Below are 23,512 nucleotides of genomic sequence, written 5' to 3'. Positions count from 1 at the left end.
TCGCGACGATACAAAGAAGTGGAATTTCAGAATGTCGATTCTCTCTCTCCTGCAACAAGCCCAGAACGGTCAGGGCCTCGCCAATGTCGCATCCCAGTTCGGGATCGGCACCGACAAGGCCGCCGAAATTGCCGAGATGCTCGCCCCCGCGATTAGCGGCGCGGCCAAGCAAAAAGCCGCCTCGGGCGGACTGGATGCGCTGCTGGGCAATTTCCAAGGCGAAACGCAAGGCGCGCTATTCGAAGATGCTTCAGCCGCCGCATCCGCCGAAGGTCAGGCCCAAGGCGCCGCATTCCTCGACTCGCTCCTCGGAGGTCAGGAAGGCCGCGCTGCGCTCGAAGGTGTCGCCGCCGAGAAATCCGGGCTCGACTTCTCCATGGTGCAGCAGATCCTACCCGCCCTCGCCGCAATGGCCCAAGGCGGCATGCAAAAGTCGCTTCCCGATGACTCGATCTCCTCGATGCTCGGCGGAGCGTCCTCTGGTGGTGGTGGTCTGCTCGGCATGGCGGCAGGTCTCTTGGGCGGCGGCGCTAAAGGCGGGCCCGATCTTTCTATGCTGACCAATATGCTCGACGATGACGGAGACGGCTCGGTCGTCGATGATCTGCTCGGCAAGTTCCTCAAGTAAGACGCGGGTTCGGCCCCGGCCTAGGCGCCGGGGTCAGGCCGCGCGCGGCTTTGCCCACATCCGAACCACAAGGACGAACCCGCCCAAAAGCATCATCGGCAGGATCAGGATTCGGAACACAAAGACCGACAGGATCGTCACATAGCTCGCGATCAACGCGTCCGCCCGATCGACAAGCGCCGAGGCCAACCGGGAATACTCCTTGGCATCCTCCCATACGCCCCAGCCCCGCGCATCTTCCTCCACGACGACGGGCGCAATAGAGCCGGTGATCTCTTCGAGAATGGCCTCGTTCTCGGCCCAGACGTCGCGCGTCATGGCATCGGCGAAAAGGCTCGCCAAGACAAAGGCAAGCGGCACCGCCACGCCCAGTATCGCCCCATACCAGCCAAGGCTACGCGTGATCTCCGTCACCCGCCGCCCGGCCCCCATACGCTTTTCAAGAAGCCAAACGATCAACGCCACCCCCACAAGCGCCGCCCCAACCGCACTCGCCGGGCCAAGCGTAACCGAGAGAATGCCGGTCACCACCATCACGTAAAAAACGATATCCGAGATGCGCTCGACCGTGTCGTCGATGGGTTCGAGCACCTTGAAGGGCTGCGCCGTGCCCTGCACGACAAGCGATCCGCCGACCTCGATCTCCTGCGCAGCCGAAAGAAAAGCATTCACACCGCGCAGCGAGACATAAAGAACCGCGCTCGAGGTGGCGATATCCTCGGCATAGGCCTCGGCCTGCCGGACAAGGGGGTTGCGATCGAAAAACGCCATGGCAACAAGAGCTGCCATGGCGATCACGAAGAGGATTATCTGGCGCGAAGCGCGCATCTAGCCATCCTTGCGGATCGTTTCGTTCTTCGGGTCATAGGGGCTGTCGCAGGTCACGACCGCATCCCAGAGCTTATCAAGCATCTTAACCTTCAGCTTCGTCCCTTCAACCGCGAGTTCCGGGCGCACATAACCCATGCCGATGCTCTTCTCGAACGCGACCGAGTAGCCGCCCGAGGTCAAGCGTCCCACGCGGGTGCCATCTTCAGCATAGAGAACCTCACGGCCCCAGGGGTCCGCATCCTCCGGACCATCGATGAGCACGGTGACACATTTCGAGCGAATGCCCTTGGCGACCATCTCATCCTTGCCGTTGAAATCCTTCTCGAGGTCGATGAACCGCGGCAGGTCGGCTTCCGCCGGGGTCGCATCACGGCCAAGCTCGTTGCCGAACGCACGATAGGATTTCTCCTGACGCAACCAGTTCTGAGCCCGCGCACCGACGAGTTTCAGACCATGCTTTTCGCCCGCCGTGTTGAGCAGATCCCAAAGGTAGTTCTGCATTTCGATCGGGTGGTGAAGTTCCCAGCCAAGCTCGCCGGTATAGGCCACGCGGATCGCACGCACCGGGCACATGCCAAGCTCGATATCGCGCGCCGAAAGCCACGGGAATCGTTTGTTGGAAAGCGCGGTCTCCGGGTCTGCGTCGCTGATGATTTCCTTAAGAACATCGCGCGATTTCGGGCCCGCGATGGCAAAGACGCCCCATTGCGTGGTCACATCCTGGATCTCGATATAGCCGAACTCTTCGGCCTTCTCGGCGGCTGCCTTGCGCAGGTAATCGGCGTCGTATTCGGTCCATGCACCGGCTGAGACGAGATAATAGTCATCCTCGCCGCGCCGCACGATGGTGTATTCCGTGCGCGTCGTGCCTGCCGACGTCAGCGCATACGTCAGGTTGATGCGTCCCACCTTCGGAAGCTTGTTGCAGGTGAACCAGTCGAGGAACTGCGTCGCGCCGGGGCCTTTGACCACGTGCTTGGTAAAGGCGGTGGCGTCGATCAGGCCAACGCCTTCACGGATCGCCTTGGCCTCGTCCACGGCATATTGCCACCAGCCACCTCGGCGGAAGCTACGCGCATCGTGATCGAAGTTTTCCGGTGCATCGAGCGGCCCGTAATAGTTCGGACGCTCCCAACCGTTGACCCAACCAAACTGCGCGCCTTTCGCCTTCTGGCGGTCAAACGCCGGCGCGGTGCGCAGCGGACGACATGCCGGGCGCTCTTCGTCCGGGTGGTGCAGGATGTAGACGTGCTCGTAGCATTCTTCGTTCTTGCGTGCCGCAAACTCGGTGGTCATCCAGTTCTGCGAATACCGTTTCGGGTCGAGGCTCGCCATGTCGATCTCGGCTTCGCCGTCGACCATCATCTGTGCGAGGTAGTAGCCCGTGCCGCCTGCTGCGGTGATCCCGAAGGAGAAGCCTTCGGCAAGCCACATGTTTTGCAGCCCCGGTGCCGGGCCAACCAGCGGGTTGCCGTCCGGCGTATAACAGATCGGACCGTTGAAATCGTCCTTGAGACCGGATTCGGCACAGGACGGCACGCGTTCGGCCATCGCCATGTATTGCTCGGCAATCCGGTCAAGGTCGAGCGGGAAAAGGTCGGCGCGGAAGCTATCCGGCACACCATGTTCGAAGCGCGCAGGCGCACCGCGTTCGTAGATGCCGAGGATCCAGCCGCCGCGCTCTTCGCGGGCATAGGATTCATTGTCCGCGTCGCGCACGACGGGGTGCTCGGGATTGCCCGCTTCGCGCCATTTGACGAGTTCCGGATCCTTGTCCATGACGATGAACGTATGCTCAACCGGGATCGCGGGCATCTTGATGCCAAGCATCTTGGCGGTGCGCTGCGCGTGGTTGCCCGATGCCGTCACGACATGCTCGGCAGTGATGACAACCTGCTCGTCGGATTCAACGAGGTTGCCGCCCTTCTCGACCATCTTGGTGCAGGTGACTTCCCAATGGGTGCCGGTCCAGTGGAAGGCATCGGCCTGAAGCTTCCGAACGATCTCGACGCCGCGCTGACGTGCGCCCTTGGCCATCGCCTGGGTCACATCGGCGGGGTTAATGTAGCCATCCTCGGTGTGATAGATCGCCCCCTTGAGATCGTCGGTCTGGATCAGCGGCCAACGTGCCTTGATCTCGTCCGGGGTCAGCCACTCATAGGCGACGCCACAGGTCTCTGCGGTCGACGCATAAAGCATGTATTCGTCCATACGCTCTTGCGTCTGCGCCATGCGCAGGTTGCCGACAACCGCAAAGCCGGCATTGAGGCCCGTTTCCTCTTCGAGGGTCTTGTAGAAGTCGACCGAGTACTGGTGAATATGCGTGGTCGCATAGGACATGTTGAACAACGGCAAAAGGCCGGCTGCGTGCCATGTGCTGCCACTGGTGAGTTCATCGCGTTCAATGAGCATCACGTCGTCCCAGCCAGCCTTGGCCAGGTGATAGGCAATGGAGGTGCCGACGGCACCGCCGCCGACGATCAGAGCTTTGACTTGGGTTTTCATGTCCTACCGACTCCCGAGGAATTATCTTGCCACACCCTGACAAAACAATGATCCTCGCGGCGGTTTCAGCCGACCGAAAATCGCCGAAAACCGACCCATCGGCGCGGAATGACATTTTTTCGCCGCGCGCCCAGCCGTTATTGGAGCGTCTCGACCTCGATCTTGCCCGGCTTGAAGGCATAGCCCGCCATCTCCTGAGGCGGTTCAACTTGGGCTTGGTAGGCCGCCATGGCAAAGAGGAACCCGGCGCTTAGCACGAAGAGAAAGGGTTTGCGCATTGTCTCAATCCTCACATCGTTGCCCCCATGACGAAGAGTCTCGCACGGCAACACGGCGCTCTCACGGAGGAATTGCGGCATCGTTCAGGCAATGACGCTGCGCCCGTAGTATCACGGCTTCCCGCTATAGCGCTTGCCGCAGCGCAGCGCCCCCTGCTAAGAAAACACGCAGAAAGACCGGAGACTGCGCACCTTATGAAAACCTGCCGCACCATCGCCGATTGCCGCGCTGCCGTGGCCGAATTCCGCCGCGCCGGGGAAAGCGTTGGCCTCGTGCCGACCATGGGTTTCCTGCACGAAGGCCATATGGCGCTGGTCGCCGCCGCCAAATCCGCGGCCGATCGCGTCGTCGTCACGATTTTCGTCAATCCGACACAGTTCGGCGAGGCCGCGGACCTCGACGCCTACCCTCGCGACGAGGCGCGCGACCTCGCCATGCTCAAAGCGGCGGGCGTCGATCTCGTGCTGATCCCATCGGTCGAAGAGGTCTACCCCGAGGGGGATGAAACCATTGTCGAGACCACCCGCATGGCCAATATGCTGCATGGTCTCGTGCGCCCCGGCCATTTCCGCGGCGTGACCACCGTTGTCGCGCGTCTCTTCAACTTCGTGCAGCCCGACATCGCCTGTTTCGGCGAAAAGGACTATCAACAACTTCAGGTCATCAAGCGCATGACCCGAGATCTCGCCTTCCCGATCGAGATTCGCGGCGTGCCAACAGTGCGCGAACCGGATGGCCTCGCCATGTCCTCGCGCAACGTCCGCCTCAGCGCCGAGGACCGGAAGGCCGGCCTCGTGCTCTCCAGCGCGCTCGATGCTGCAGAACAGGCAGCACGCCAGGGCACCACCATCGAAGCCCTGCACAGCCTCATCTCCGACACCATACATGCCGAACCCCGCGCAACCCTGCGCGGGCTCGACATCGTGGGCGCCGAAGATCTCTCCGATCTCTCCGGCCCCCTCACCACCCCCGCCGCCATCATGCTTTCGGCTGAATTCGGCGGCATTCTTCTGATTGATCAAAGGGTCGTCACACCATGAGCACTCAAGCCAAAATCCGCCGCAACACCGTTCCCCAGATCGCTGCGCGCAAAGGGGGCGAGCCCATCGTGTCGCTGACCTCCTACCACGCCCACACCGCCGCCATCGTCGACAAATACGCCGACTTCATCCTCGTCGGCGATAGCCTCGGCATGGTGATGCACGGCATGGAAAGCACCGTCGGCGTGCCCCTCGACTTGATGATTATGCACGGCAAGGCCGTGGTGCGCGGCACGCAAAAGGCGCTGATTGTCGTAGACATGCCCTTTGGCACCTATGAGGAAAGCCCCGGCGTTGCCTTCCGCAACGCCGCCAAGATCATGAAGGAAACCGGCTGCGGCGCGGTGAAGCTCGAAGGCGGCAAGCGTATGGCCGAAACCATCCGCTTCCTCGTCGAGCGCGGCATCCCCGTCATGGCCCATATCGGCCTCACCCCGCAGTCGAGCCATGTGATGGGCGGCTTCAAGACGCAAGGCCGCGATGAAGAGAGCTGGGCCGAACACGAAGAAGACGCCAAGGCCGTCGCCGAGGCGGGTGCCTTCTCGATCGTGCTCGAAGGCATGGTCGAACCGCTCGCCGCGCGCATCACCAAACAGATCGACATTCCCACCATCGGCATCGGTGCGTCGGCTGAATGCGACGGGCAAATCCTCGTCCTTGAAGATATGCTCGGCCTGAACGAATGGACCCCAAAATTCGTCAAGGTCTATGGCGATCTCGGCCCCGCCATCGAACGCGCCGTCGAGCAATACGCAGAAGAGGTCAAGGACCGCTCCTTCCCCGGCGAAGATCAGGTCTATCGCTAAACCACGAAGGGCGCCCTAACCGGCGCCCTTTCTTCTTCTCTGGTAAAGTACTCCCGCCGGAGGCCTCGACTCTCAATCACACCCGTTATGCTTGCGCCACATATCCGGGTCATGCCCTTCCGGCACCGCGTCACATGGATCGCTCGCGTAACCGCGCAGGCGGTTATAGGCCGCGATCTGCTCTGGTTCGAGAATCTCCACCGTCGCCAAATGCTGGCGCAGATGCACGAACCGCAGATCGGCCCGCGCCTTGCCTGACGCCTCAAGCAGCCCGCGCAACGTCGCCTCATCTAGGCTATCGCCCGCAAACGCATCGCTGAGCGCCGCTTCGGCGTCGATAAACCGGTCGCCCGCTGCGACCGCCTCGCTCTGCATCTCGGCAAAAAGCGCCTCAATGGCGCGAACCTGTTCCTTCGAAAGACCGATTTCCGCCTGCAATTCAAGAAGATGCGCCGGACCGGGCTTGCCGTTCAACTCCGCTGCAAGTGCAAGCCCCCAGCCCTTTCCGGCCCGCAACTGCGCAAGATCTTCCTCCGAAAGACTCTTGATCGCGCGCCCCTCGAACCCGGCATAAGGCTGATGGGCGCCATGCCCATGCGACTGCGCCGAGACCGCCCCGGCGGTCATCGCCATGAAAGCCGAAAGTAAACCGAGTGTCTTCATCGCCACCCTCATGCGTCCGGAAGGATCTTGCCGGGGTTCATGATGTTATCGGGGTCAATCGCCCGCTTGATCGCGGCCATCATATCGACCGCCCCGCCAAGTTCCTTGACGAGATAAGGCCGTTTGCCCTGTCCGATCCCATGCTCACCGGTGCACGTGCCGCCCATTTCAATCGCCAGATCGTTGAGCCAACCGATGAAGTCATCCGCCTTGGCAAGTTCTTCTGGGTTCTCCACATCGACAAGCGGCAGGCAATGGAAATTCCCATCCCCCACATGGCCCACGATGGGCGCAATGAACCCAAGCTCATCAAGCCGCGCCTGTGCCGCAGAAACGCATTCCGCAAGCCGCGAGATCGGCACACAGACATCGGTCGAAATCCCCTTCGCACCGGGGCGCAGCGCGACCCCCGCCCAATAGGCATCGTGGCGCGCCTGCCAGAGCTTGTTGCGCTCTTCCGCGCTGGTGGTCCATTCGAACCCCGTACCGCCAAATTCCTCGGCAATGCCGCCAAACAATTCCGCCTGCTCCGCCACGCTGCTCTCGGAGCCATGGAACTCCAAGAGGAGCAACGGCGCCTCGGGCAGCGAAAGCTTCGAATAGGCATTCACCGCCTGAACCGATAGCGTATCGAGAAGCTCGATCCGCGCCACGGGGATGCCGTATTGGATCGTCATCATCACCGCCTGACAGGCCGCATCGAGGCTCTCGAAGGACACCCGCGCCGAGGACATTGCCTCGGGAATACCCTGCAATTTGAGCGTGATCTCAGTGATGAGGCCCAATGTCCCCTCCGAGCCCACCATAAGCCGCGTCAGGTCATAGCCTGCGCTCGACTTCTTGGCCCGCGTCCCGGTGCGGATGATCTCGCCCTGCGGCGTGACCACCTCAAGACACACCACATTGTCCTTCATCGTGCCATAGCGCACCGCGTTGGTGCCGCTCGCCCGCGTCGCCGTCATCCCACCAAGCGAGGCATTCGCACCGGGATCAATCGGAAAGAACAGCCCCTGATCGCGCAGGTAGGTATTGAGCTGTTCCCGCGTCACACCCGGCTGCACCACGCAATCGAGGTCTTCGGCATTGACCGCGAGAATCTCGTTCATCTCCATCAAATCAATGGAAATCCCGCCTGCTGGCGCATTCACATGCCCCTCAAGCGAGGTGCCCGTGCCGAACCCGATAACCGGCACTTTATGCGCGGCACAGGTCTTTACGATCTCGGCCACTTCCTCGGTGCTTTTCGGAAAGACAACCGCATCCGGCAACTGGTTCTTGATCCAAGTGGTCGTATGCCCATGCTGTTCGCGCATCGACTCCCCGGTCTGACATTTCTCGCCAAATCGCTGCTTCAAGACGCCAAGAACGGCGGCGATGCCCGTCTCGTTTCGTGGCAGATCGGTTGCTTGGACCATGGATGTTTCCCCTCACTTTGCGCCGCGCACTATCTGCTTTCCCTGCTGGGCCTGCAAGGGCTACTCGCCAAAGGCAAGCCCCTCGCGACGCGGGTCCGCCCCGCCGCGCAATCCGCCTTCAAGGGAAATCGCGTGCAACCCAGAGTTCAGCGCCCTCTCGCGGGTCTCAAACCCCATCTCGGCAAGCGCCGACACCATCGCCTCCGGCACTCGCCCCTCCTCAAGGTCATAGGTGCCAAACCGGTTGACCATATGCGGCAACGAGACCGCCTGCTGCACATCCATTTGCCAATCGATATAGGCAATGATCGTGGTCAGAACGTAGGGAATGATCCGGCTGCCACCCGGCGATCCCACGGCCAGCACCGGGTCGCCCTTCCACAAGACGATGGTCGGGGACATGGACGAACGCGGCCGTTTGCCCGGTGCGACCGCATTGGCCACAGGCACGCCCCCCCGATGCGACCGGAACGAAAAGTCCGTCAGCTCGTTGTTAAGCAGGTAGCCATTCGCCATGACCCGACTGCCAAAGCCGTTCTCGATTGTGGTCGTCATCGACAACACGTTGCCATAAGCATCCACGATAGAGATATGCGAGGTCGATGGCGCCGCGCGTTCCTCGTCATCGGCCCAGTGGAGCGCGTGATCGAACGCTGGCTGGCCCGGCTCTGCGCGCTCAAGCGCCCGCTGGGGTCGCAGCAATTCCGCCCGATCCGTCAGGTATCTCTGCGCGAGCATCCCCTCAACAGGCACCGGAACATAATCGCTATCGGCCACGTATCGCCCCCGGTCCGCAAAGGCGAGCCGCGTCGCATCCCCGATCAACCGCCAAGTCTGTGGGTTTTCCGGGCCAAGCCCCGTCATGTCATAAGGCGACAGAATGCCAAGCGCCTGCCCAACGGCCAACGCTCCCGAGGACGGTGGTCCCATGCCGCAGACATCGAACCCGCGATAGGGCGCACAGACCGCCGTCCGCTCCTTCACCTCGTAAAGCGCAAGGTCCACAGGCGTGAGCTTGCCCGGCTTGGCCGCGCCCTGCACCGCCTCGACAATGCCTGTCGCAAACCGTCCGGTATAGAACGGCGCGCTCCCCTCTTGCGCCAAAGCGCGCAGGCTTTCCCCATAAGCGGGATTGCGCAGCACATCCCCCGCCGCAACCGGCGCACCACCGGGTAGGAAATAGGCCGCCGTCTCTGGATGCACCGCCAGTCGCTCCGCATCCCGCGCGACCGATTCCGCCATGCGCGGCGAAACGGTAAAACCCTCCTCCGCGAGCCGGACCGCATCATCGAATAACCCGGCCCACTCCTGCCGCCCCCAGCGCGCCTGCGCCGCTTCCATGAGCTTCGGCGTCCCCGGCACGCCGACGGACAACCCACCGACCACAGCCTCAAAGAACCCAAGCGGTTCGCCCGTCGCATCCTGCAAGAGCTGCGGCGTCGCTGCCAAGGGCGCGGTTTCGCGCCCGTCCAAAGTCGTGACCGTGCCGCTTGCGGCATCATACCAGACAAGGAACGCGCCGCCGCCAAGGCCCGAGCTTTGCGGCTCGACAAGGCCAAGCACGGCCTGCACCGCGACCATCGCATCCGCCGCCGTGCCACCTGTGCGCAGGATTTTCGCTCCGGCAGCCACGGCCTCTGGATGCGCCGCAACCACCATCCAGTCCTCGGCCTCAACCGGGCGACCGGCGTCTTTTTCCGCTTGCGACGCCACCAGGCCCGGCAGAACCGCTGCCCCAACCACCGTGCGCCCCTCCGGCGCGACCGTATCGGCCTGTTCCTGTGCAAACACCGGCCAAGCGACCAGAGCCATCGCCGCCACAGCGGCCCGCAAACTGCGATGTGTCATGAAATCCCTCCGTTTCGCGCATCCTGACTGTATCATGGGCGCGCGAAACCGCAGGTCAATTTTGTGCGCGCTGGCTCAGAGCATCGCCGGCACGACAAGGTCCGGCGGACGGTGCCCGTCGTCGAAGGTCTTGATATTGATAAGAACCTTCTCGCCCATCTCGAGCCGTCCTTCGATCGTCGCCGATCCCATATGCGGCAGCAGCACCACATTCTCAAGCGCGACAAGGTCGGGGTTGATATCGGTGCCCCGCTCATACACATCAAGCGCCGCCCCTGCGATGTCGCCCGCCTTGAGCGACCGCACCAGCGCGTTCTCGTCGATCACCTCACCGCGCGAGGTGTTCACAAGATAGGCCTCCGGCTTCATGAGCCGCAGCCGACGGGAATTCATAAGGTGGAACGTCCCCGGCGTATGCGGGCAATGCACGGTCAGCACATCCATCCGCGCCACCATCTGATCAAGGCTCTCCCAATAGGTCGCCTCGAACTGTTCCTCGATCTCCGGGCGCAAGCGGCGACGGTTATGATAGTGGACTTGCATCCCAAAGGCCTGCGCCCGTTTGGCGACGGCCTGCCCGATCCGGCCCATCCCGAGAATCCCGAGGCGCTTGCCGCTGATCCGCCGACCAAGAAGCGCGTTCGGCGCCCAGCCCGTCCACTCGCCCTTGGCCAGAAGGCGCATCCCTTCGGGGATGCGACGCGTCGCACCAATGATCATCGCCATGGTCATATCCGCTGTATCATCGGCCACGACGCCCGGCGTATTCGACACAAGAATACCACGGCTGCGCGCGGTTTCGACGTCGATATGGTCAACGCCTGCGCCATAATTCGCGATCAACTTGAGCCGATCCCCGGCCTGAGCCAAGAGCGATTGGTCAATCGTGTCGGACAAGGTCGAGACAAGCACATCCGCCTCGCGCACCGCATCCACAAGCTCTCCCCGGCTCATCGGGGCATCGTCGTCGCGCAACTTCACATTGAACAGTTCGGACAACCGGGTCTCGACCGCTTCTGGCAAGCGTCGCGTCACGACAACACTCAGACGTTCCTTGGGCATACGGGACCTCCCAATCCTTTTCAAAACAGCGCTTTGGTGACACAGTGCAACACACATCGGCGGGCTACAAGAACCCGCTGACCGATAGAGCAGAAAAAAACGAAAAACAAATGTCGGGGCAAACAGGATGATCTTGCGGATAAGCTTGGCACTTGGGCTGTGTCTTGGCCTTCTTGCGGGCATGGTCGCCGCCGAAGGCGCGCGTGGGCCGGTCACCAACCTGCCATTGCCGCGCTACGTCTCTCTCAAGGCAAGCAAAGCCAACGTGCGGCGCGGCCCTTCGCTCACGCACCGGATCGACTGGGTCTTTACCCGCCGCTCCATGCCCCTCGAAGTCACCGCGGAATACGGTCATTGGCGCCGGGTGCGTGATGTCGAGGGTGCGGGCGGCTGGGTGCACTATTCGCTTTTGTCCGGCGCACGCACCGTGATCGTCGAAGAGGACATGCTGCCGCTCACGGTTCAACCGACCTCGGAAGCACAGGAAAAGGCCTATCTCGAAATCGGCGTCATCGCGCGCCTTGGCGAATGCAATCCCGATTGGTGCCGCCTGAGTTCCGGTGGCTACGAAGGTTGGGCGCCCAAAGCCGCGCTTTGGGGAGTCAAACCGGGCGAACTGCGCGAGTAGCGCCCTACCCCGCCTTTGCCGCTGCCTCGCGCAAGGCACGGATGTTCGCGCCGTAGACCTCGGGCGTGTCGACCGTGCCGCCCTTGAACACTGCCGAGCCCGCGACAAAGCAATCCGCGCCCGCCTCGACCAAAGCGCCAATCGTCGTTGGATCGACCCCGCCATCGACCTGAATATGGATCTCCCGGTCGCCGATCATCTCGCGGATCTGGCGCACTTTCTCGACGCTTGAGGGGATGAATTTCTGCCCGCCAAAGCCGGGGTTCACGCTCATCACAAGCACCATGTCACACAGGTCGAGCAGATACTCGACCGCCGAAGCTGGCGTGCCGGGATTGAGGCTGATCCCCGCCTTCGCCCCCGTCGCCTTGATCGCCTGCAACGTGCGATGCGGATGCGGCCCGGCCTCATAATGCGCCACGATCATATCGGCGCCCGCATCGGCATAGGCCTGAATATACGGGTCCACCGGCGCGATCATCAGATGCACGTCCATAAAGGTCTTCACGTGCGGGCGAAACGCCTTCACTGCCGGCGGGCCAAAGGTCAGGTTGGGCACGAAATGGCCGTCCATCACGTCCACATGCACCCAATCCGCCCCCTGTTCCTCAATCGCCCGAATCTCCGCCCCGAAATTGGCGAAATCAGCAGAAAGGATCGACGGCGCGATCTTGATGTTGCGGTTGAAGGTCATGGCGACGGTCCTTTGAAGTTTCACCGCGCCCTCTCTGGCCCGGTCGATTCGACGATGCCGCGAAGATGATCCGCCCGGCCCAAAAGTGCAAACCCCGGCGGCCAAGATTTCTCTGCGCCGCAGCATCCGCGCTGCCTATTTTTTGGGCAGATCAACTTTGTCGCGCCCGCAGAAACGCCAATTCCCTTGGATCAGCCCAATTCTTCGGCACACTTGTCTCCATTCTGACATGCTGCACTGCCAAAATGCAGCCAATGGCTGGAGGCCCCCATCAACGCGTTTGCGCAAATATCGTCGCTCGACGCCAACACCGCCCCCCCGCGGGCGCGCGGTTCGGTCCACCTCGCCGCCAAGGCGCGCGACGGCCAGAGCCATATTGCCGATCTGCGCCTGTCCGGGTCGAGCCGGGCGCTCTTTCCGCGCAATCGCGACGCCGCGCTTGAGGCCGTCCTTCTCAATACATCCGGGGGCATCACCGGTGGCGATCATTTCGACATCAACGCCACGGCCCTCCCCCACAGCCACCTGACTTTGACCACACAGGCCGCCGAACGCGCCTATCGCGCCCTCTCTGGGACCCCCGGCATTCTCGACACCACCCTCACGGTCAGCGACCACGCCGCGCTCGACTGGGTGCCACAGGAAACGATCCTCTTCGAAGGCTCCTCTCTGCGTCGCCGCCTTCGTGTCGACATGGCGACCACCGCCCGCTTGCTCCTCGTCGAACCGATGATCTTCGGACGCACCGCGATGGGCGAAACATTGCATGACGCGCGCCTGAATGATCGGATCGAAATCCGCCGCGCGGGTCGTCTCCTCTTTGCCGACGCCATCGCCCTTGAGGGCGACATGCAGGCCCAACTCGACCGTTCGGCCATTGCCGGCGGCGCACGTGCCATGGCCTCGCTCATCCTCGTCGCCCCTGAAGCCGAAGCGGCGCGCGACACGTTGCGCGCCCTCCTGCCGCACGGTTGCGGCGTGAGCCTAATCGGCCCCGACCTCTTGTTCGCACGCCTCCTCGCCGAGGATGGTCATATGCTCCGCAAGGCCCTGATCCCCGCGCTCGAAACCCTGCGCGCCCGTCCCCTCCCAAGAACATGGATGCTCTGACATGCAACTCACCCCGCGAGAAAAGGACAAACTCCTGATCGCCATGGCCGCCGAAGTGGCCCGCAAGCGCCTCGCCCGCGGCGTCAAGCTCAACCACCCCGAGGCCATCGCCCTCATCACCGACGCCGTCGTCGAAGGCGCGCGCGATGGGCGCTCTGTGGCCGACATGATGCAGGCGGGCGCCGAGATCATCACCCGCGAAGACTGCATGGAAGGCGTGCCCGATATGATCCACGAAGTGCAGGTCGAAGCGACCTTTCCCGACGGCACCAAGCTCGTCACCGTCCACAACCCGATCCGCTAAGACCCTGAAGGAATTAGACTAATGAAACGTCTCGCTCTTGCCCTCCTGCCCGCGCTCGTCGTCGCAAACCCCGCCCTCGCCCATCTCAATCCGGGCGAACACGGCTCTTTCGCCGCCGGGTTCAGCCATCCGATCTTTGGCACAGACCACGTGCTTGCCATGCTTGGCGTTGGCCTCTGGGCCGCGCTGCTCGGCAAGGGCGCGACGCTGCGCCTGCCGCTGGCTTTTGTCGGCGCGATGACCGCAGGCTTTCTCCTCGCACTGCTAGGGATGCCGCTGCCCTTCGTGGAACCGGCGATCCTTGCCTCGGTGCTGATCCTTGGCGTGTTGGTCGCCCTCGCCGTGCACCTGCCCGCATCCGGGGCGGCGCTGACAGTGGCCGCCTTTGGCCTTTTCCACGGCCACGCCCACGGCGCAGAGATCGGCGCGGCCTCGCCGTGGGGCTATCTCGCCGGGTTCGCCATCGCGTCCATGGCACTGCACCTCGCCGGGATCGGCATCGGCCTTGCCCTATCACGCCTGCAGGCCCTTTCGCTCACCCGCGGCTTTGGCGGCCTGATCGCGCTCATGGGCGCATGGCTCGTCGTGAACTAAGGAGATCCGCACATGATTCCCGGAGAATTGCTACCTGCCGACGGCACCCTGACCCTCAATGGGGACCGCACCGCTCTGACGCTCATGGTCGCGAATACGGGCGACCGCCCTGTCCAAGTCGGCAGCCATTTCCATTTCGCGGAAACCAATCCCGCACTGGACTTCGACCGCGACGCCGCCCACGGCATGCGCCTCGACATTGCCGCCGGAACCGCCGTCCGGTTTGAACCCGGCCAACGCCGCGAAGTGGCGCTGATCCCGATCACCGGGGCGCGCACGATCTACGGGTTCAACCAAAAAGTCATGGGGCCGCTCGGGTCCTGATATCTCATGGAGGAATGACCAATGCAGACGATCCTGACGACACAGTATACCGGCGCCCTGACGGGCATGCTTGCCTTTGGCCGCGTCGTGGAACAGCAGATGCGCATCCAATCCGCCATCGGCAAGGCTGTGCTCGAAGCGCACCCGTTCTTCACCGCCAAAGCCGCCCCGATGCTTGGCGATGCGGGCCTCGTGGCCAAACCAGCCGCCAAGGTGAAACCGACCGCCAAGGCCAAGCCCGCTGCGAAACCGAAACCTGTCGCGAAGGCAGAAACCCCGGCCAAGCCAGCCCCAGCGCCCAAAGCCGAAGCAAAACCGGCTCCTGCACCAAAGGCAGAGGTAAAGCCCGCCCCGGCCCCCAAACCCGCACCGAAGCCCGCACCCAAGGCCGAAGCAAAACCAGCCCCGGCCAAGGCCAAGCCCGCTGCCAAGGCCAAACCGACCAAGAAAGCAAAGTCCAAACCGGCCCCGACCAAGGCGGCCAAGGCCCCCGAGGCCAAAGCCGAAGCCCCCGCCGCACGCAAACGCCCGCGCGCGCCCTCAAAACCGCCCGCGATGCCCGAAACGGCTGCGCCCAAGACGGCGCCCAAGACCGCTCCAAAGAAAGACGGCTGACGCAGATCGCGCCCGCCACGCCCTGACCTCCCGGCGCCCTCTGGCGCCGGACCTGCCAAAGAGACGCCCCATGCCTGCAACGATCTCCCGCTCCGACTATGCCGCCATGTTCGGCCCCACCACCGGCGACCGCCTGCGCCTCGCCGATACAGAGCTCGTGATCGAAGTCGAACGCGACCTGACCGCAGAACGCGCCGGGGCTGCGGCCACGGGCGGCAGCGGCGACAACGCGCTCCTCTATGGCGAAGAGGTCAAATTCGGCGGCGGCAAGGTGATCCGCGACGGCATGGGCCAATCGCAGGTGACACGCGCCGACGGGGCCGTCGATACGGTCATCACCAATGCGCTCATCGTCGACCATACCGGCATCTACAAGGCCGATGTGGGCCTGCGCGACGGGCGCATCGCCAAGATCGGCAAAGCGGGCAACCCCGATACGCAACCAGGCGTCGACATCATCGTTGGCCCCGGCACCGAGGCCATCGCCGGCGAGGGCAAGATCCTGACCGCCGGCGGCTTCGATAGCCATATCCACTTCATCTGCCCACAACAGATCGAAGACGCGCTGCATTCTGGCCTGACGACGATGCTCGGCGGCGGCACCGGCCCGGCCCATGGCACGCTCGCAACAACCTGCACACCGGGCTCTTGGCATCTTGGCCGGATGCTGCAGTCCGCTGACGCCTTCCCGATGAACCTCGCCTTCGCGGGCAAAGGCAACGCCTCGCTGCCCGCCGCACTCGAGGAACAGATCCTCGGCGGCGCCTGCGCGCTGAAGCTGCACGAGGATTGGGGCACCACGCCTGCCGCCATCGATTGTTGCCTGTCGGTCGCCGATGCCTGGGACGTGCAGGTGATGATCCACACCGATACGCTCAATGAGTCCGGCTTTGTCGAAAACACCGTTGCCGCCATGAAGGGCCGCACGATCCACGCCTTCCATACCGAGGGTGCGGGCGGTGGGCACGCCCCCGACATCATCAAGATCTGCGGCGAGGAACACGTCCTGCCCTCCTCGACCAACCCGACCCGCCCGTTTACCGTGAACACGGTCGACGAACATCTCGATATGCTCATGGTCTGCCACCACCTCGACAAGTCCATCCCCGAGGATGTCGCCTTTGCCGAGAGCCGCATCCGCCGCGAAACCATCGCCGCCGAGGATATCCTGCACGACATGGGTGCGTTCTCGATCATCGCCTCAGATAGTCAGGCCATGGGACGGGTGGGCGAAGTGTTGATCCGCACCTGGCAGACCGCCGACAAGATGAAGAAACAACGCGGTCGCCTAGCCGAAGAAACCGGCGACAATGACAATTTCCGCGTCCGCCGCTACATCGCGAAATATACGATCAACCCCGCCATCGCGCATGGCATCGGCCACGAGATCGGCTCTATCGAGGAAGGCAAACGCGCCGACCTCGTGCTCTGGAACCCAGCCTTCTTTGGCGTGAAGCCAGAGATGGTCCTGATCGGCGGCTCCATCGTCGCGGCGCAGATGGGCGATCCCAACGCCTCGATCCCGACACCCCAGCCCGTCTACTCCCGCCCCATGTTCGGCGCCTATGGCCGCTCGGTCGAGAACTCCGCCGTAACCTTCGTCTCCGAGGCCGCCCATGCCGACCGGATCGGTGATGCGCTTGGCCTCGCCAAGACGACAATCCCGGTCAAGAACACCCGCAATATCGGCAAGTCCGCGCTCAAGCTCAACGACGCCACACCCGAGATCGAGGTGCACCCCGAAACCTATGAAGTGCGTGCAGATGGCGAGTTGCTCACCTGCCAACCCGCCGAAGTCTTGCCCATGGCGCAGCGCTACTTCCTGTTCTGAAACTGCCCGAAATTCATGCTGCAATGCAGCACACGCAAGGCGGCCATGAGAGATCAACACTAGTAAAGTCAACAATGATGACCCATTATCAAAGCCAAGGGAGGACCAACTTGAGACATATCGAGGGTCCAAATGGCACATACAGCACTTCACATCGGCGACAGCAGCGCGCTTCTTCACAAATTCGCTGCCCCGTTCAACGCGATCGGCAAAGCGATGATCCGCCTCGCAGAATCGAACTCGCGCATGCAGGAAGTCAACTATCTCAACGGCTTGACCGACGCCGAGCTCAACAAGCGCGGCATCAAGCGCAGCGAGATTGCGCATCACGTCTTCAAGGACGTCTACTACGTGTGATCCGCACGGGAGGTGCCGCATGAGCACCTCCCTGCTGACCGCCCGCGCCTATCATGGCCATAGCCATGGCACAGTGACCGGACAGGTCGCGCTGACCTACGAAGACCGTTTCCTGCGCCGCAAGGTGCTTCAGACGACAGATGGCCGGTCGCTTCTCGTCGACCTGCCCAAGACAACCTCGCTCGATCAAAGCGGGGTGCTCGTTCTCGAAGAAGGTGGCGAAATCGAAGTCATCGCCGCGCCCGAGCCGCTTCTCTCCATCACTTCGGACACCCTGACCCGCATCGCATGGCATGTCGGCAATCGCCATACCCCTTGCCAGATCGAACCGGGCCGTCTCTTGATACAACCCGATCACGTCATCCGCGAGATGCTGCGCCATCTCGGGGCCGAGGTCACGGACGTGACCGAGCCCTTCACGCCCGAGGGCGGCGCCTATGGTCACGGACGCACCCATGCGCATGAACACGGCCATACCCATCACCATGGCCAAGATCACGATCACGCCCACCCCCATGAGCACTGATCCGATCCTGACCCTGACGCAATGGCTGTCGCCCGCCTACCCGGTGGGCGCCTTCAGCTATAGCCACGGATTGGAAGCCATGGTGCAGGACGGCACGGTGCAGGACGCCGCTTCTTTTCGCGGCTGGCTCTCGGATGTCCTGACCCACGGCGCGGGACGCAATGATGCGATCCTCCTCGCGGCCGCATGGCACAGCCGCGACACTGAAACCCTGCAAGAGATTGACGATTGGGCCCGTGCCCTTGCGCCGTCTTCGGAACGTCTTCTCGAAACGGATCAACAAGGCGGTGCCTTTAGCCGCACCACGGCAGAGGTCTATTCCCATGACCTACCTGCCCTCGCCTACCCGGTCGCCGTTGGCCGCGCCGCCGCGCTCGAGGAGCTGCCCCTGGCCGAGACCGCACGTCTTTTCCTGCATGCGTTCGCCGCGAACCTGACCTCCGCCGCGATCCGCCTCGTGCCCTTGGGCCAGACTGAGGGTCAACAGGTGCTGCATAGCCTGACCCCACTCTGCCGCGAGATCGCCGACTGCGCCATCACCCAAACCCTCGACGATCTCGGCAGCGCCTGTTTCGCCGCCGACATCGCGTCGATGACCCACGAAACTCAATATTCGAGGCTTTTCCGCTCATGACCTCTCCCAATGGACCTCTTCGCATCGGCATCGGCGGCCCTGTTGGCGCTGGCAAGACGACCCTGACCGCCAATCTCTGCCGCGTCCTGCGCGACCGGCTTTCTATCGCCGTGGTCACCAATGATATCTACACCCGCGAAGACGCAGAGGCGCTCATGCGCGCCCAAGCCCTGCCGCTCGATCGGATCAAGGGCGTGGAAACCGGCGGCTGCCCGCATACCGCGATCCGCGAAGACGCCTCGATCAACCTCGCAGCCATCGCCGAGTTGAACGCCGATTTTCCCGACCTCGACATCGTTCTCGTCGAATCCGGTGGCGACAACCTCTCGGCAACCTTCTCGCCCGAGCTGGCCGACTTGACGCTCTACGTAATCGACGTCGCAGCCGGAGAGGAAATCCCCCGCAAGGGCGGCCCGGCGATCACCAAGTCAGACATCCTCATCATCAACAAAACCGACCTCGCGCCCTATGTCGGGGCCTCTCTCGAGGTGATGGACCGTGACGCCGCAAAGATGCGCGGCGACCGTCCCTATGTCTTCACCAACCTCAAGACGGGCGCCGGGCTCGACGCGATCTTGCCTCTGATCGGCGCCATTGGCGGCATCCCGGAACTGCTCGAAAACAAAGAGCAATCCCAACCGCTCGACGCCTAAGACCATGCCAGCAGGGCTTTTTTTGCCCGAGCCTTCCTCTGCGACCAAATACCGAAAAATACGGACTATTCAGAAAGCGCCAGCTTGGCTAGGCTACCTCTCGATACGGAAAAGAAACCAATCCGTGCAATGGGAGGAAATTATGATGAACCTTATGGGTAAGGCCGCAGTCGCGGCCCTTGCATTCGGCTTTGCAAGTGAAGCCGTGGCGACGGAATGGAATGCCTCGGTCTGGGGCAAGCGCCGCGCCTTTACCGAACACGTTGAGAAACTGGCCGAACTGGTCGCCGAGAAAACCGGTGGTGAGTTCACCATCAACATCAGCTACGGCGGCCTATCCAAGCCAAAAGAGAACCTCGACGGTATCTCCATCGGGGCCTTTGAAATGGCTCAGTTCTGCGCCGGCTATCACCGCGACAAGAACCGTGTTGTGACCGTGCTTGAACTGCCCTTCCTTGGCGTGAATACCCTCGCCGAAGAAGTCGCCGTTTCCGGCGCCGTCTACGCCCACCCGGCCGCTGCCGAAGAAATGGCCCAGTGGAACGCCAAGCTTCTGATGACCTCGCCCATGCCGCAGTATAACCTTGTCGGCACAGGCGATCCGCGCGACACGCTGGCCAAGATGGACGGCATGCGTGTCCGCGCCACCGGCGGTATCGGCCAAGCGTTTGAGGCCGTGGGCGGTGTCCCGACCTCTGTGCCTGCCCCCGAAGCCTATCAGGCGATGGAATCCGGCGTTGTCGATACTGTCGCCTTCGCCCAACACGCGCACCTGAGCTTTGGTACCATCAATCAGGCCGACTGGTGGACCGCGAACCTCAACCCCGGCACCGTGAACTGCCCTGTGGTCGTCAACACCGACGCCTATGAGGCCCTCTCGGACGCCGAGCGCGAAGCCCTCGATAGCTCGATCCCCGAAGCCCTCGACCACTACCTCGCCAACTACGGCAAACTGCTCGAGAAATGGGATACGGTCCTGGCCGAGAAGGGCGTCGAAAAAGTGACGCTCTCCGAAGAGGAGCTTTCCAAGTTCCGCGCCACGGCCGCCGATCCGATCCGCGAAAAGTGGATTGCCGATATGACGGCACAGGGCCTTCCGGGCCAGGAGCTCTATGATCTGGTCATGAGCACCCTCGAAGAAACCCGCGCAGGCAACTGATCTGCGCGCTGCGCGCCCTCCTTCCCCGTGAAGGAGGGCGCTTTTTTGTCCCTACCTGACATGATTGGGGGTATGCATGGCAGGCGCCTCACCCGTCCTCGAAGATGGCTCGATCCTAAGCCGCATCGACCGGTCCCTACTGACACTTGAACGCTTCTTTGCTCTGATCGCTGGAATCGCGGTCTTCTCGCTGATGCTCTTCGCAGTGCGCTCCGTCGGTGGGCGCATCTTCTTCGAAGCGCCGCTTTCGGGCTATGTCGACTGGATCGAGCAACTCATGCCCTTTGTCGCCATTCTCGCCGTCTCCTACGCCCAGCGCGACGGCACCCATATCCGCATGGATCTCCTCGTCGAAAACCTGCGCGGCCGTGCGCTCTGGTTCTTCGAACTGGTGACCGTGACCGCGATTTTCCTGCTGATCCTGCTCCTGATCTGGGGAAGCTGGTCGCATTTCGACCGCTCCTTCGATTTCTCGCGCCCTTTGTGGAGCCGCGATAGCTCGACCGACATCGCCCTGCCGCTCTGGCCTGCGAAACTCGTGGTACCACTGGCATTTTCCGTGCTCGGCCTGCGCCTGTTGATCCAGATTTACGGCTATGGCCGCGCCCTCATCCTCGGGTTGGAAAAGCCCGTCGCCGTGCCCATGGTGCTCGACGCCGCAGCACAGGCCGCCGCCGAGGCCGAAAGCCTCGAAGAGCAGGAGAATTAAGACATGGACTCGATCGAAATCGGTCTCTGGGTCACCGCTGGCCTGCTCGTCATGGTCGTCATCGGCATGCGCGTCGCCTTTGCCGCTGCGCTTGCAGGCATGGTCGGTCTGATCCTCATCTTCTGGTCCAAGAAGAACTTCGCCATGGACCAATTCGACTGGGCCCTCACCGTCGCCGCAAAACAGGCCGGCACCGTGCCCCACTCCAAGGTCGCCTCGCATACGCTGAGCCTGATCCCGACCTTCATCCTGATCGGCTACCTCGCCTATTACGCAGGCCTCACCAAGGCCCTGTTCGAGGCCGCCAAACGCTGGCTTGCATGGCTTCCGGGCGGCCTCGCCGTCTCGACCGTCTTCGCCACCGCGGGCTTTGCCGCCGTCTCTGGCGCCTCCGTCGCGACCGCTGCGGTCTTTGCCCGTATCGCCATCCCCGAGATGCTGAAGATCGGCTATAACAAGCAATTCGCCGCCGGGGTCGTCGCGGCGGGTGGCACGCTCGCCTCGCTGATCCCGCCTTCGGCCATCCTCGTGATCTATGCCATCATCGTCGAACAGGACGTCGGCAAGCTCCTGCTCGCGGGCTTCGTACCCGGCGCCTTTTCCGCCGTGGTCTACGGCACGTTAATCGTTGGCATCGCCCTGATCTTTAAGAATGTCGGCCCTCCGGTCACGGGCTTTACATGGCGCGAACGCTTCGCCGCCCTTCCGCCCGCCCTGCCGATCCTCGCCGTGGTGATCATCATCATCTTCTTCGTCTACAACCCCTTCGGCGAAAAGGCCTGGGGCACGCCCACTGAGGGCGGCGCGATCGGCGCCTTCATCGTCTTCTGCATGGCGCTCTGGCGTGGTATGCGCTGGCCACAACTCAAGATGGCCCTGCTGGAAACCGCCAAGCTCACCGTGATGATCTTCACGATCATCTGGGGCGTGCTGATCTATGTGCGGTTCCTCGGGTTTGCAGACCTGCCAGGCGCGTTTTCCGACTGGATCACCTCGCTGCACTATTCGCCGATGACGATCCTGATCTGCATCCTCTTGGGCTATGCGGTGCTCGGCATGTTCATGGACGCGATCGGCATGCTGCTGCTGACCCTGCCCGTCGTCTATCCGGCGGTGATGGCGCTCAATGGCGGCGAATACGTGACAGCCGCCGAAAGCGCCTTCGGCATGAACGGCACCATGTGCGCGATCTGGTTCGGTATCCTCGTGGTCAAAATGGCCGAGTTCTGCCTCATCACGCCCCCCATCGGCCTCAACTGCTTCGTGGTCGCAGGCGTGCGCGATGACCTTTCGGTACAGGACGTCTTCAAAGGCGTGACCCCTTTCTTCGTCGCCGACGCCCTCACCATCGCAGGCCTCATCGCCTTCCCGCAAATCGTGCTCTGGCTGCCATCCTTGGCGTCTTGAACAAGCACCCCCCGTCACCCTGACAAGAGCCGCGGCCTCTCGTGCTGCGGCTCTTTTCGTCAAAAGGCACCCTCGCGCCCCACTCTCGCCAAATTCCCCTGCTTCAGTTGCCGGGTATCAAGAATGTTAGAGAGTAGTCATGAGTGAACCAGTGGCCGTGCTTGTCGATGGTGATAATCTGAATGCGAAATACGCGGGCGCGATCCTCGCCATCGCCCGCAAGCATGGAACCCCGACCGTCATCCGCACCTATCTCGACGCCCAGCGCAACGACGCCTGGCACGAGGCCCCCGCGTTCCGCGTGATCCATGCTGGCACCGGTAAGAACGCGGCAGACCTCTTGCTCGCGCTCGACGCGATGGAGATACTCCTCACCCAGCACATCATGAACTTCGTCATCGCGTCATCCGATGGCGACTTCGCTCACCTCGCCCAACGCCTGCGCGAACATCAGGCCAAGGTGATCACGGCCGGAGAGGCCAAGGCCCCCGCCCCCTTCCGGGCAAGCGGACATCACTTCGTCGAACTTGGCCCGCGCCCAACGGTCCAACTTGTCGAACCTGGCACCAAGTCCCACACTGATCTCGACCTTAAAATCCGCTCGATGATCGCCGCCCATAGCACCGGCGGCAAGGGAATGCGCATGACCGACCTCGCTCGCGAAATGCACCGCAAGCACGGTATCAAGATCAGCTCCTCCCCAGAAAAGACATGGCGTGCCTATCTTCTAGCACGCCCCGCCCTCTTCGAACTCGATCCGCGCGGCCCCGAGGCCATGGCCCGTTTCCGCCCCGAAGGATTCGCCGCCGTCGCCTGACATCCTGCTGCCCCCCTTCTTCTCTGCCAAATACTCCCGCCGGAGGCGTCGGACGTGTCAGCCGGGCAGGCCC

Annotated in this window: 26 protein-coding genes; 18 read left to right on the top strand and 8 right to left on the bottom strand. The window is 62.7% G+C overall.

What is annotated here, in order from left to right:
* Window positions 1-31: 31 nt before the first annotated feature.
* Window positions 32-628 carry a DUF937 domain-containing protein gene (locus R1W01_RS01665; protein WP_297757260.1) on the top strand — a complete coding sequence of 199 codons (597 nt, stop codon included), beginning with the start codon at window positions 32-34 and terminating at the stop codon, window positions 626-628.
* A gap of 33 nt (window positions 629-661) precedes the next feature.
* On the opposite strand, the gene R1W01_RS01660 is transcribed toward R1W01_RS01665, so the two are convergent.
* From R1W01_RS01660 to R1W01_RS01650, 3 genes are all read right to left on the bottom strand, one after another.
* A complete protein-coding gene (locus R1W01_RS01660) occupies window positions 662-1,456 on the bottom strand; it encodes a hypothetical protein (RefSeq protein ID WP_297757257.1) in 795 nt (264 codons plus the stop codon).
* The gene (locus tag R1W01_RS01655) at window positions 1,457-3,964 is read right to left on the bottom strand and encodes an FAD-dependent oxidoreductase (RefSeq protein WP_297757254.1); all 2,508 of its coding nucleotides are present in this window, start codon (window positions 3,962-3,964) and stop codon (window positions 1,457-1,459) included. It lies immediately after the preceding gene.
* Window positions 3,965-4,101: 137 nt separating this feature from the next.
* Window positions 4,102-4,242, bottom strand: a complete 141-nt coding sequence (locus tag R1W01_RS01650) for a hypothetical protein (RefSeq protein ID WP_297757252.1) — start codon at window positions 4,240-4,242, stop codon at window positions 4,102-4,104.
* Window positions 4,243-4,437: 195 nt separating this feature from the next.
* On the opposite strand from R1W01_RS01650, the gene panC reads away from it, so the two are divergent.
* Together panC and panB are read left to right on the top strand one after the other, a co-directional pair.
* A complete protein-coding gene (gene panC / locus R1W01_RS01645; protein ID WP_297757249.1) occupies window positions 4,438-5,283 on the top strand; it encodes a pantoate--beta-alanine ligase in 846 nt (281 codons plus the stop codon).
* Window positions 5,280-6,089: a 3-methyl-2-oxobutanoate hydroxymethyltransferase gene (panB, locus tag R1W01_RS01640; protein WP_317275017.1), complete on the top strand. Its 810-nt coding sequence runs from the start codon at window positions 5,280-5,282 to the stop codon at window positions 6,087-6,089. The genes panC and panB overlap by 4 nt, the downstream gene beginning before the upstream one ends.
* A 72-nt stretch (window positions 6,090-6,161) precedes the next feature.
* On the opposite strand, the gene R1W01_RS01635 is transcribed toward panB, so the two are convergent.
* From R1W01_RS01635 to R1W01_RS01620, 4 genes are all read right to left on the bottom strand, one after another.
* Window positions 6,162-6,752, bottom strand: coding sequence for a Spy/CpxP family protein refolding chaperone (locus R1W01_RS01635; RefSeq protein ID WP_297757243.1), 591 nt, complete (start codon window positions 6,750-6,752; stop codon window positions 6,162-6,164).
* An 8-nt stretch (window positions 6,753-6,760) separates the two neighbouring features.
* On the bottom strand, window positions 6,761-8,167 hold the full coding sequence (locus R1W01_RS01630) for an FAD-binding oxidoreductase (RefSeq protein ID WP_297757240.1): 1,407 nt from the start codon (window positions 8,165-8,167) through the stop codon (window positions 6,761-6,763).
* Window positions 8,168-8,227: 60 nt separating this feature from the next.
* On the bottom strand, window positions 8,228-10,015 hold the full coding sequence (ggt, locus tag R1W01_RS01625; RefSeq protein WP_297757236.1) for a gamma-glutamyltransferase: 1,788 nt from the start codon (window positions 10,013-10,015) through the stop codon (window positions 8,228-8,230).
* A 75-nt stretch (window positions 10,016-10,090) separates the two neighbouring features.
* A complete protein-coding gene (locus R1W01_RS01620) occupies window positions 10,091-11,077 on the bottom strand; it encodes a 2-hydroxyacid dehydrogenase (protein ID WP_243611251.1) in 987 nt (328 codons plus the stop codon).
* A 127-nt stretch (window positions 11,078-11,204) separates the two neighbouring features.
* Between R1W01_RS01620 and R1W01_RS01615 the strand changes: the two genes are divergently transcribed.
* Window positions 11,205-11,705: an SH3 domain-containing protein gene (locus R1W01_RS01615; protein ID WP_411028133.1), complete on the top strand. Its 501-nt coding sequence runs from the start codon at window positions 11,205-11,207 to the stop codon at window positions 11,703-11,705.
* Window positions 11,706-11,709: 4 nt separating this feature from the next.
* Here the strand turns inward: R1W01_RS01615 and rpe are convergent, their stop codons facing one another.
* Entirely contained in the window at window positions 11,710-12,399 is a 690-nt protein-coding gene (gene rpe, locus R1W01_RS01610; RefSeq protein ID WP_317275165.1) for a ribulose-phosphate 3-epimerase, read from the bottom strand.
* 237 nt (window positions 12,400-12,636) lie between these two features.
* On the opposite strand from rpe, the gene R1W01_RS01605 reads away from it, so the two are divergent.
* The 14 genes from R1W01_RS01605 to R1W01_RS01540 all read left to right on the top strand — a co-directional run bounded on the left by R1W01_RS01605 (window position 12,637) and on the right by R1W01_RS01540 (window position 23,439).
* A complete protein-coding gene (locus R1W01_RS01605; RefSeq protein ID WP_317275164.1) occupies window positions 12,637-13,509 on the top strand; it encodes an urease accessory protein UreD in 873 nt (290 codons plus the stop codon).
* Between the two features lies 1 nt (window position 13,510).
* A complete protein-coding gene (locus R1W01_RS01600; protein ID WP_243611253.1) occupies window positions 13,511-13,813 on the top strand; it encodes an urease subunit gamma in 303 nt (100 codons plus the stop codon).
* 21 nt (window positions 13,814-13,834) lie between these two features.
* Window positions 13,835-14,407 (top strand): HupE/UreJ family protein, encoded by a 573-nt coding sequence (locus R1W01_RS01595; protein WP_297756402.1) that lies wholly within the window; start codon window positions 13,835-13,837, stop codon window positions 14,405-14,407.
* Between the two features lie 12 nt (window positions 14,408-14,419).
* Window positions 14,420-14,731: an urease subunit beta gene (locus tag R1W01_RS01590; RefSeq protein ID WP_243611255.1), complete on the top strand. Its 312-nt coding sequence runs from the start codon at window positions 14,420-14,422 to the stop codon at window positions 14,729-14,731.
* Between the two features lie 21 nt (window positions 14,732-14,752).
* Window positions 14,753-15,346 (top strand): hypothetical protein, encoded by a 594-nt coding sequence (locus R1W01_RS01585; RefSeq protein ID WP_297756403.1) that lies wholly within the window; start codon window positions 14,753-14,755, stop codon window positions 15,344-15,346.
* Window positions 15,347-15,416: 70 nt separating this feature from the next.
* On the top strand, window positions 15,417-17,177 hold the full coding sequence (gene ureC / locus R1W01_RS01580; protein ID WP_243611257.1) for an urease subunit alpha: 1,761 nt from the start codon (window positions 15,417-15,419) through the stop codon (window positions 17,175-17,177).
* 132 nt (window positions 17,178-17,309) lie between these two features.
* Window positions 17,310-17,534 carry a hypothetical protein gene (locus tag R1W01_RS01575; RefSeq protein WP_297756404.1) on the top strand — a complete coding sequence of 75 codons (225 nt, stop codon included), beginning with the start codon at window positions 17,310-17,312 and terminating at the stop codon, window positions 17,532-17,534.
* A 19-nt stretch (window positions 17,535-17,553) separates the two neighbouring features.
* Window positions 17,554-18,060, top strand: coding sequence for an urease accessory protein UreE (gene ureE / locus R1W01_RS01570; RefSeq protein WP_297756405.1), 507 nt, complete (start codon window positions 17,554-17,556; stop codon window positions 18,058-18,060).
* On the top strand, window positions 18,050-18,694 hold the full coding sequence (locus tag R1W01_RS01565) for an urease accessory protein UreF (protein ID WP_317275163.1): 645 nt from the start codon (window positions 18,050-18,052) through the stop codon (window positions 18,692-18,694). The genes ureE and R1W01_RS01565 overlap by 11 nt, the downstream gene beginning before the upstream one ends.
* Window positions 18,691-19,347 carry an urease accessory protein UreG gene (gene ureG / locus R1W01_RS01560; RefSeq protein ID WP_297756406.1) on the top strand — a complete coding sequence of 219 codons (657 nt, stop codon included), beginning with the start codon at window positions 18,691-18,693 and terminating at the stop codon, window positions 19,345-19,347. Before R1W01_RS01565 ends, ureG begins: the two co-directional genes overlap by 4 nt.
* 142 nt (window positions 19,348-19,489) lie before the next feature.
* The gene (locus R1W01_RS01555) at window positions 19,490-20,506 is read left to right on the top strand and encodes a C4-dicarboxylate TRAP transporter substrate-binding protein (RefSeq protein WP_243611261.1); all 1,017 of its coding nucleotides are present in this window, start codon (window positions 19,490-19,492) and stop codon (window positions 20,504-20,506) included.
* A gap of 76 nt (window positions 20,507-20,582) precedes the next feature.
* Entirely contained in the window at window positions 20,583-21,215 is a 633-nt protein-coding gene (locus R1W01_RS01550; protein ID WP_243611262.1) for a TRAP transporter small permease subunit, read from the top strand.
* A gap of 3 nt (window positions 21,216-21,218) precedes the next feature.
* Window positions 21,219-22,622, top strand: a complete 1,404-nt coding sequence (locus R1W01_RS01545) for a TRAP transporter large permease (RefSeq protein WP_297756407.1) — start codon at window positions 21,219-21,221, stop codon at window positions 22,620-22,622.
* A 139-nt stretch (window positions 22,623-22,761) separates the two neighbouring features.
* Window positions 22,762-23,439, top strand: coding sequence for an NYN domain-containing protein (locus R1W01_RS01540; RefSeq protein ID WP_297756408.1), 678 nt, complete (start codon window positions 22,762-22,764; stop codon window positions 23,437-23,439).
* Window positions 23,440-23,512 lie beyond the last annotated feature (73 nt).

Origin of the sequence: Shimia sp. FJ5, assembly GCF_032918335.1 — a bacterium.
Classification (GTDB): domain Bacteria; phylum Pseudomonadota; class Alphaproteobacteria; order Rhodobacterales; family Rhodobacteraceae; genus Shimia; species Shimia aestuarii_A.
Note: the sequence above shows the minus strand (reverse complement) of the source record. Positions and strands in the feature narration are given on the sequence as shown.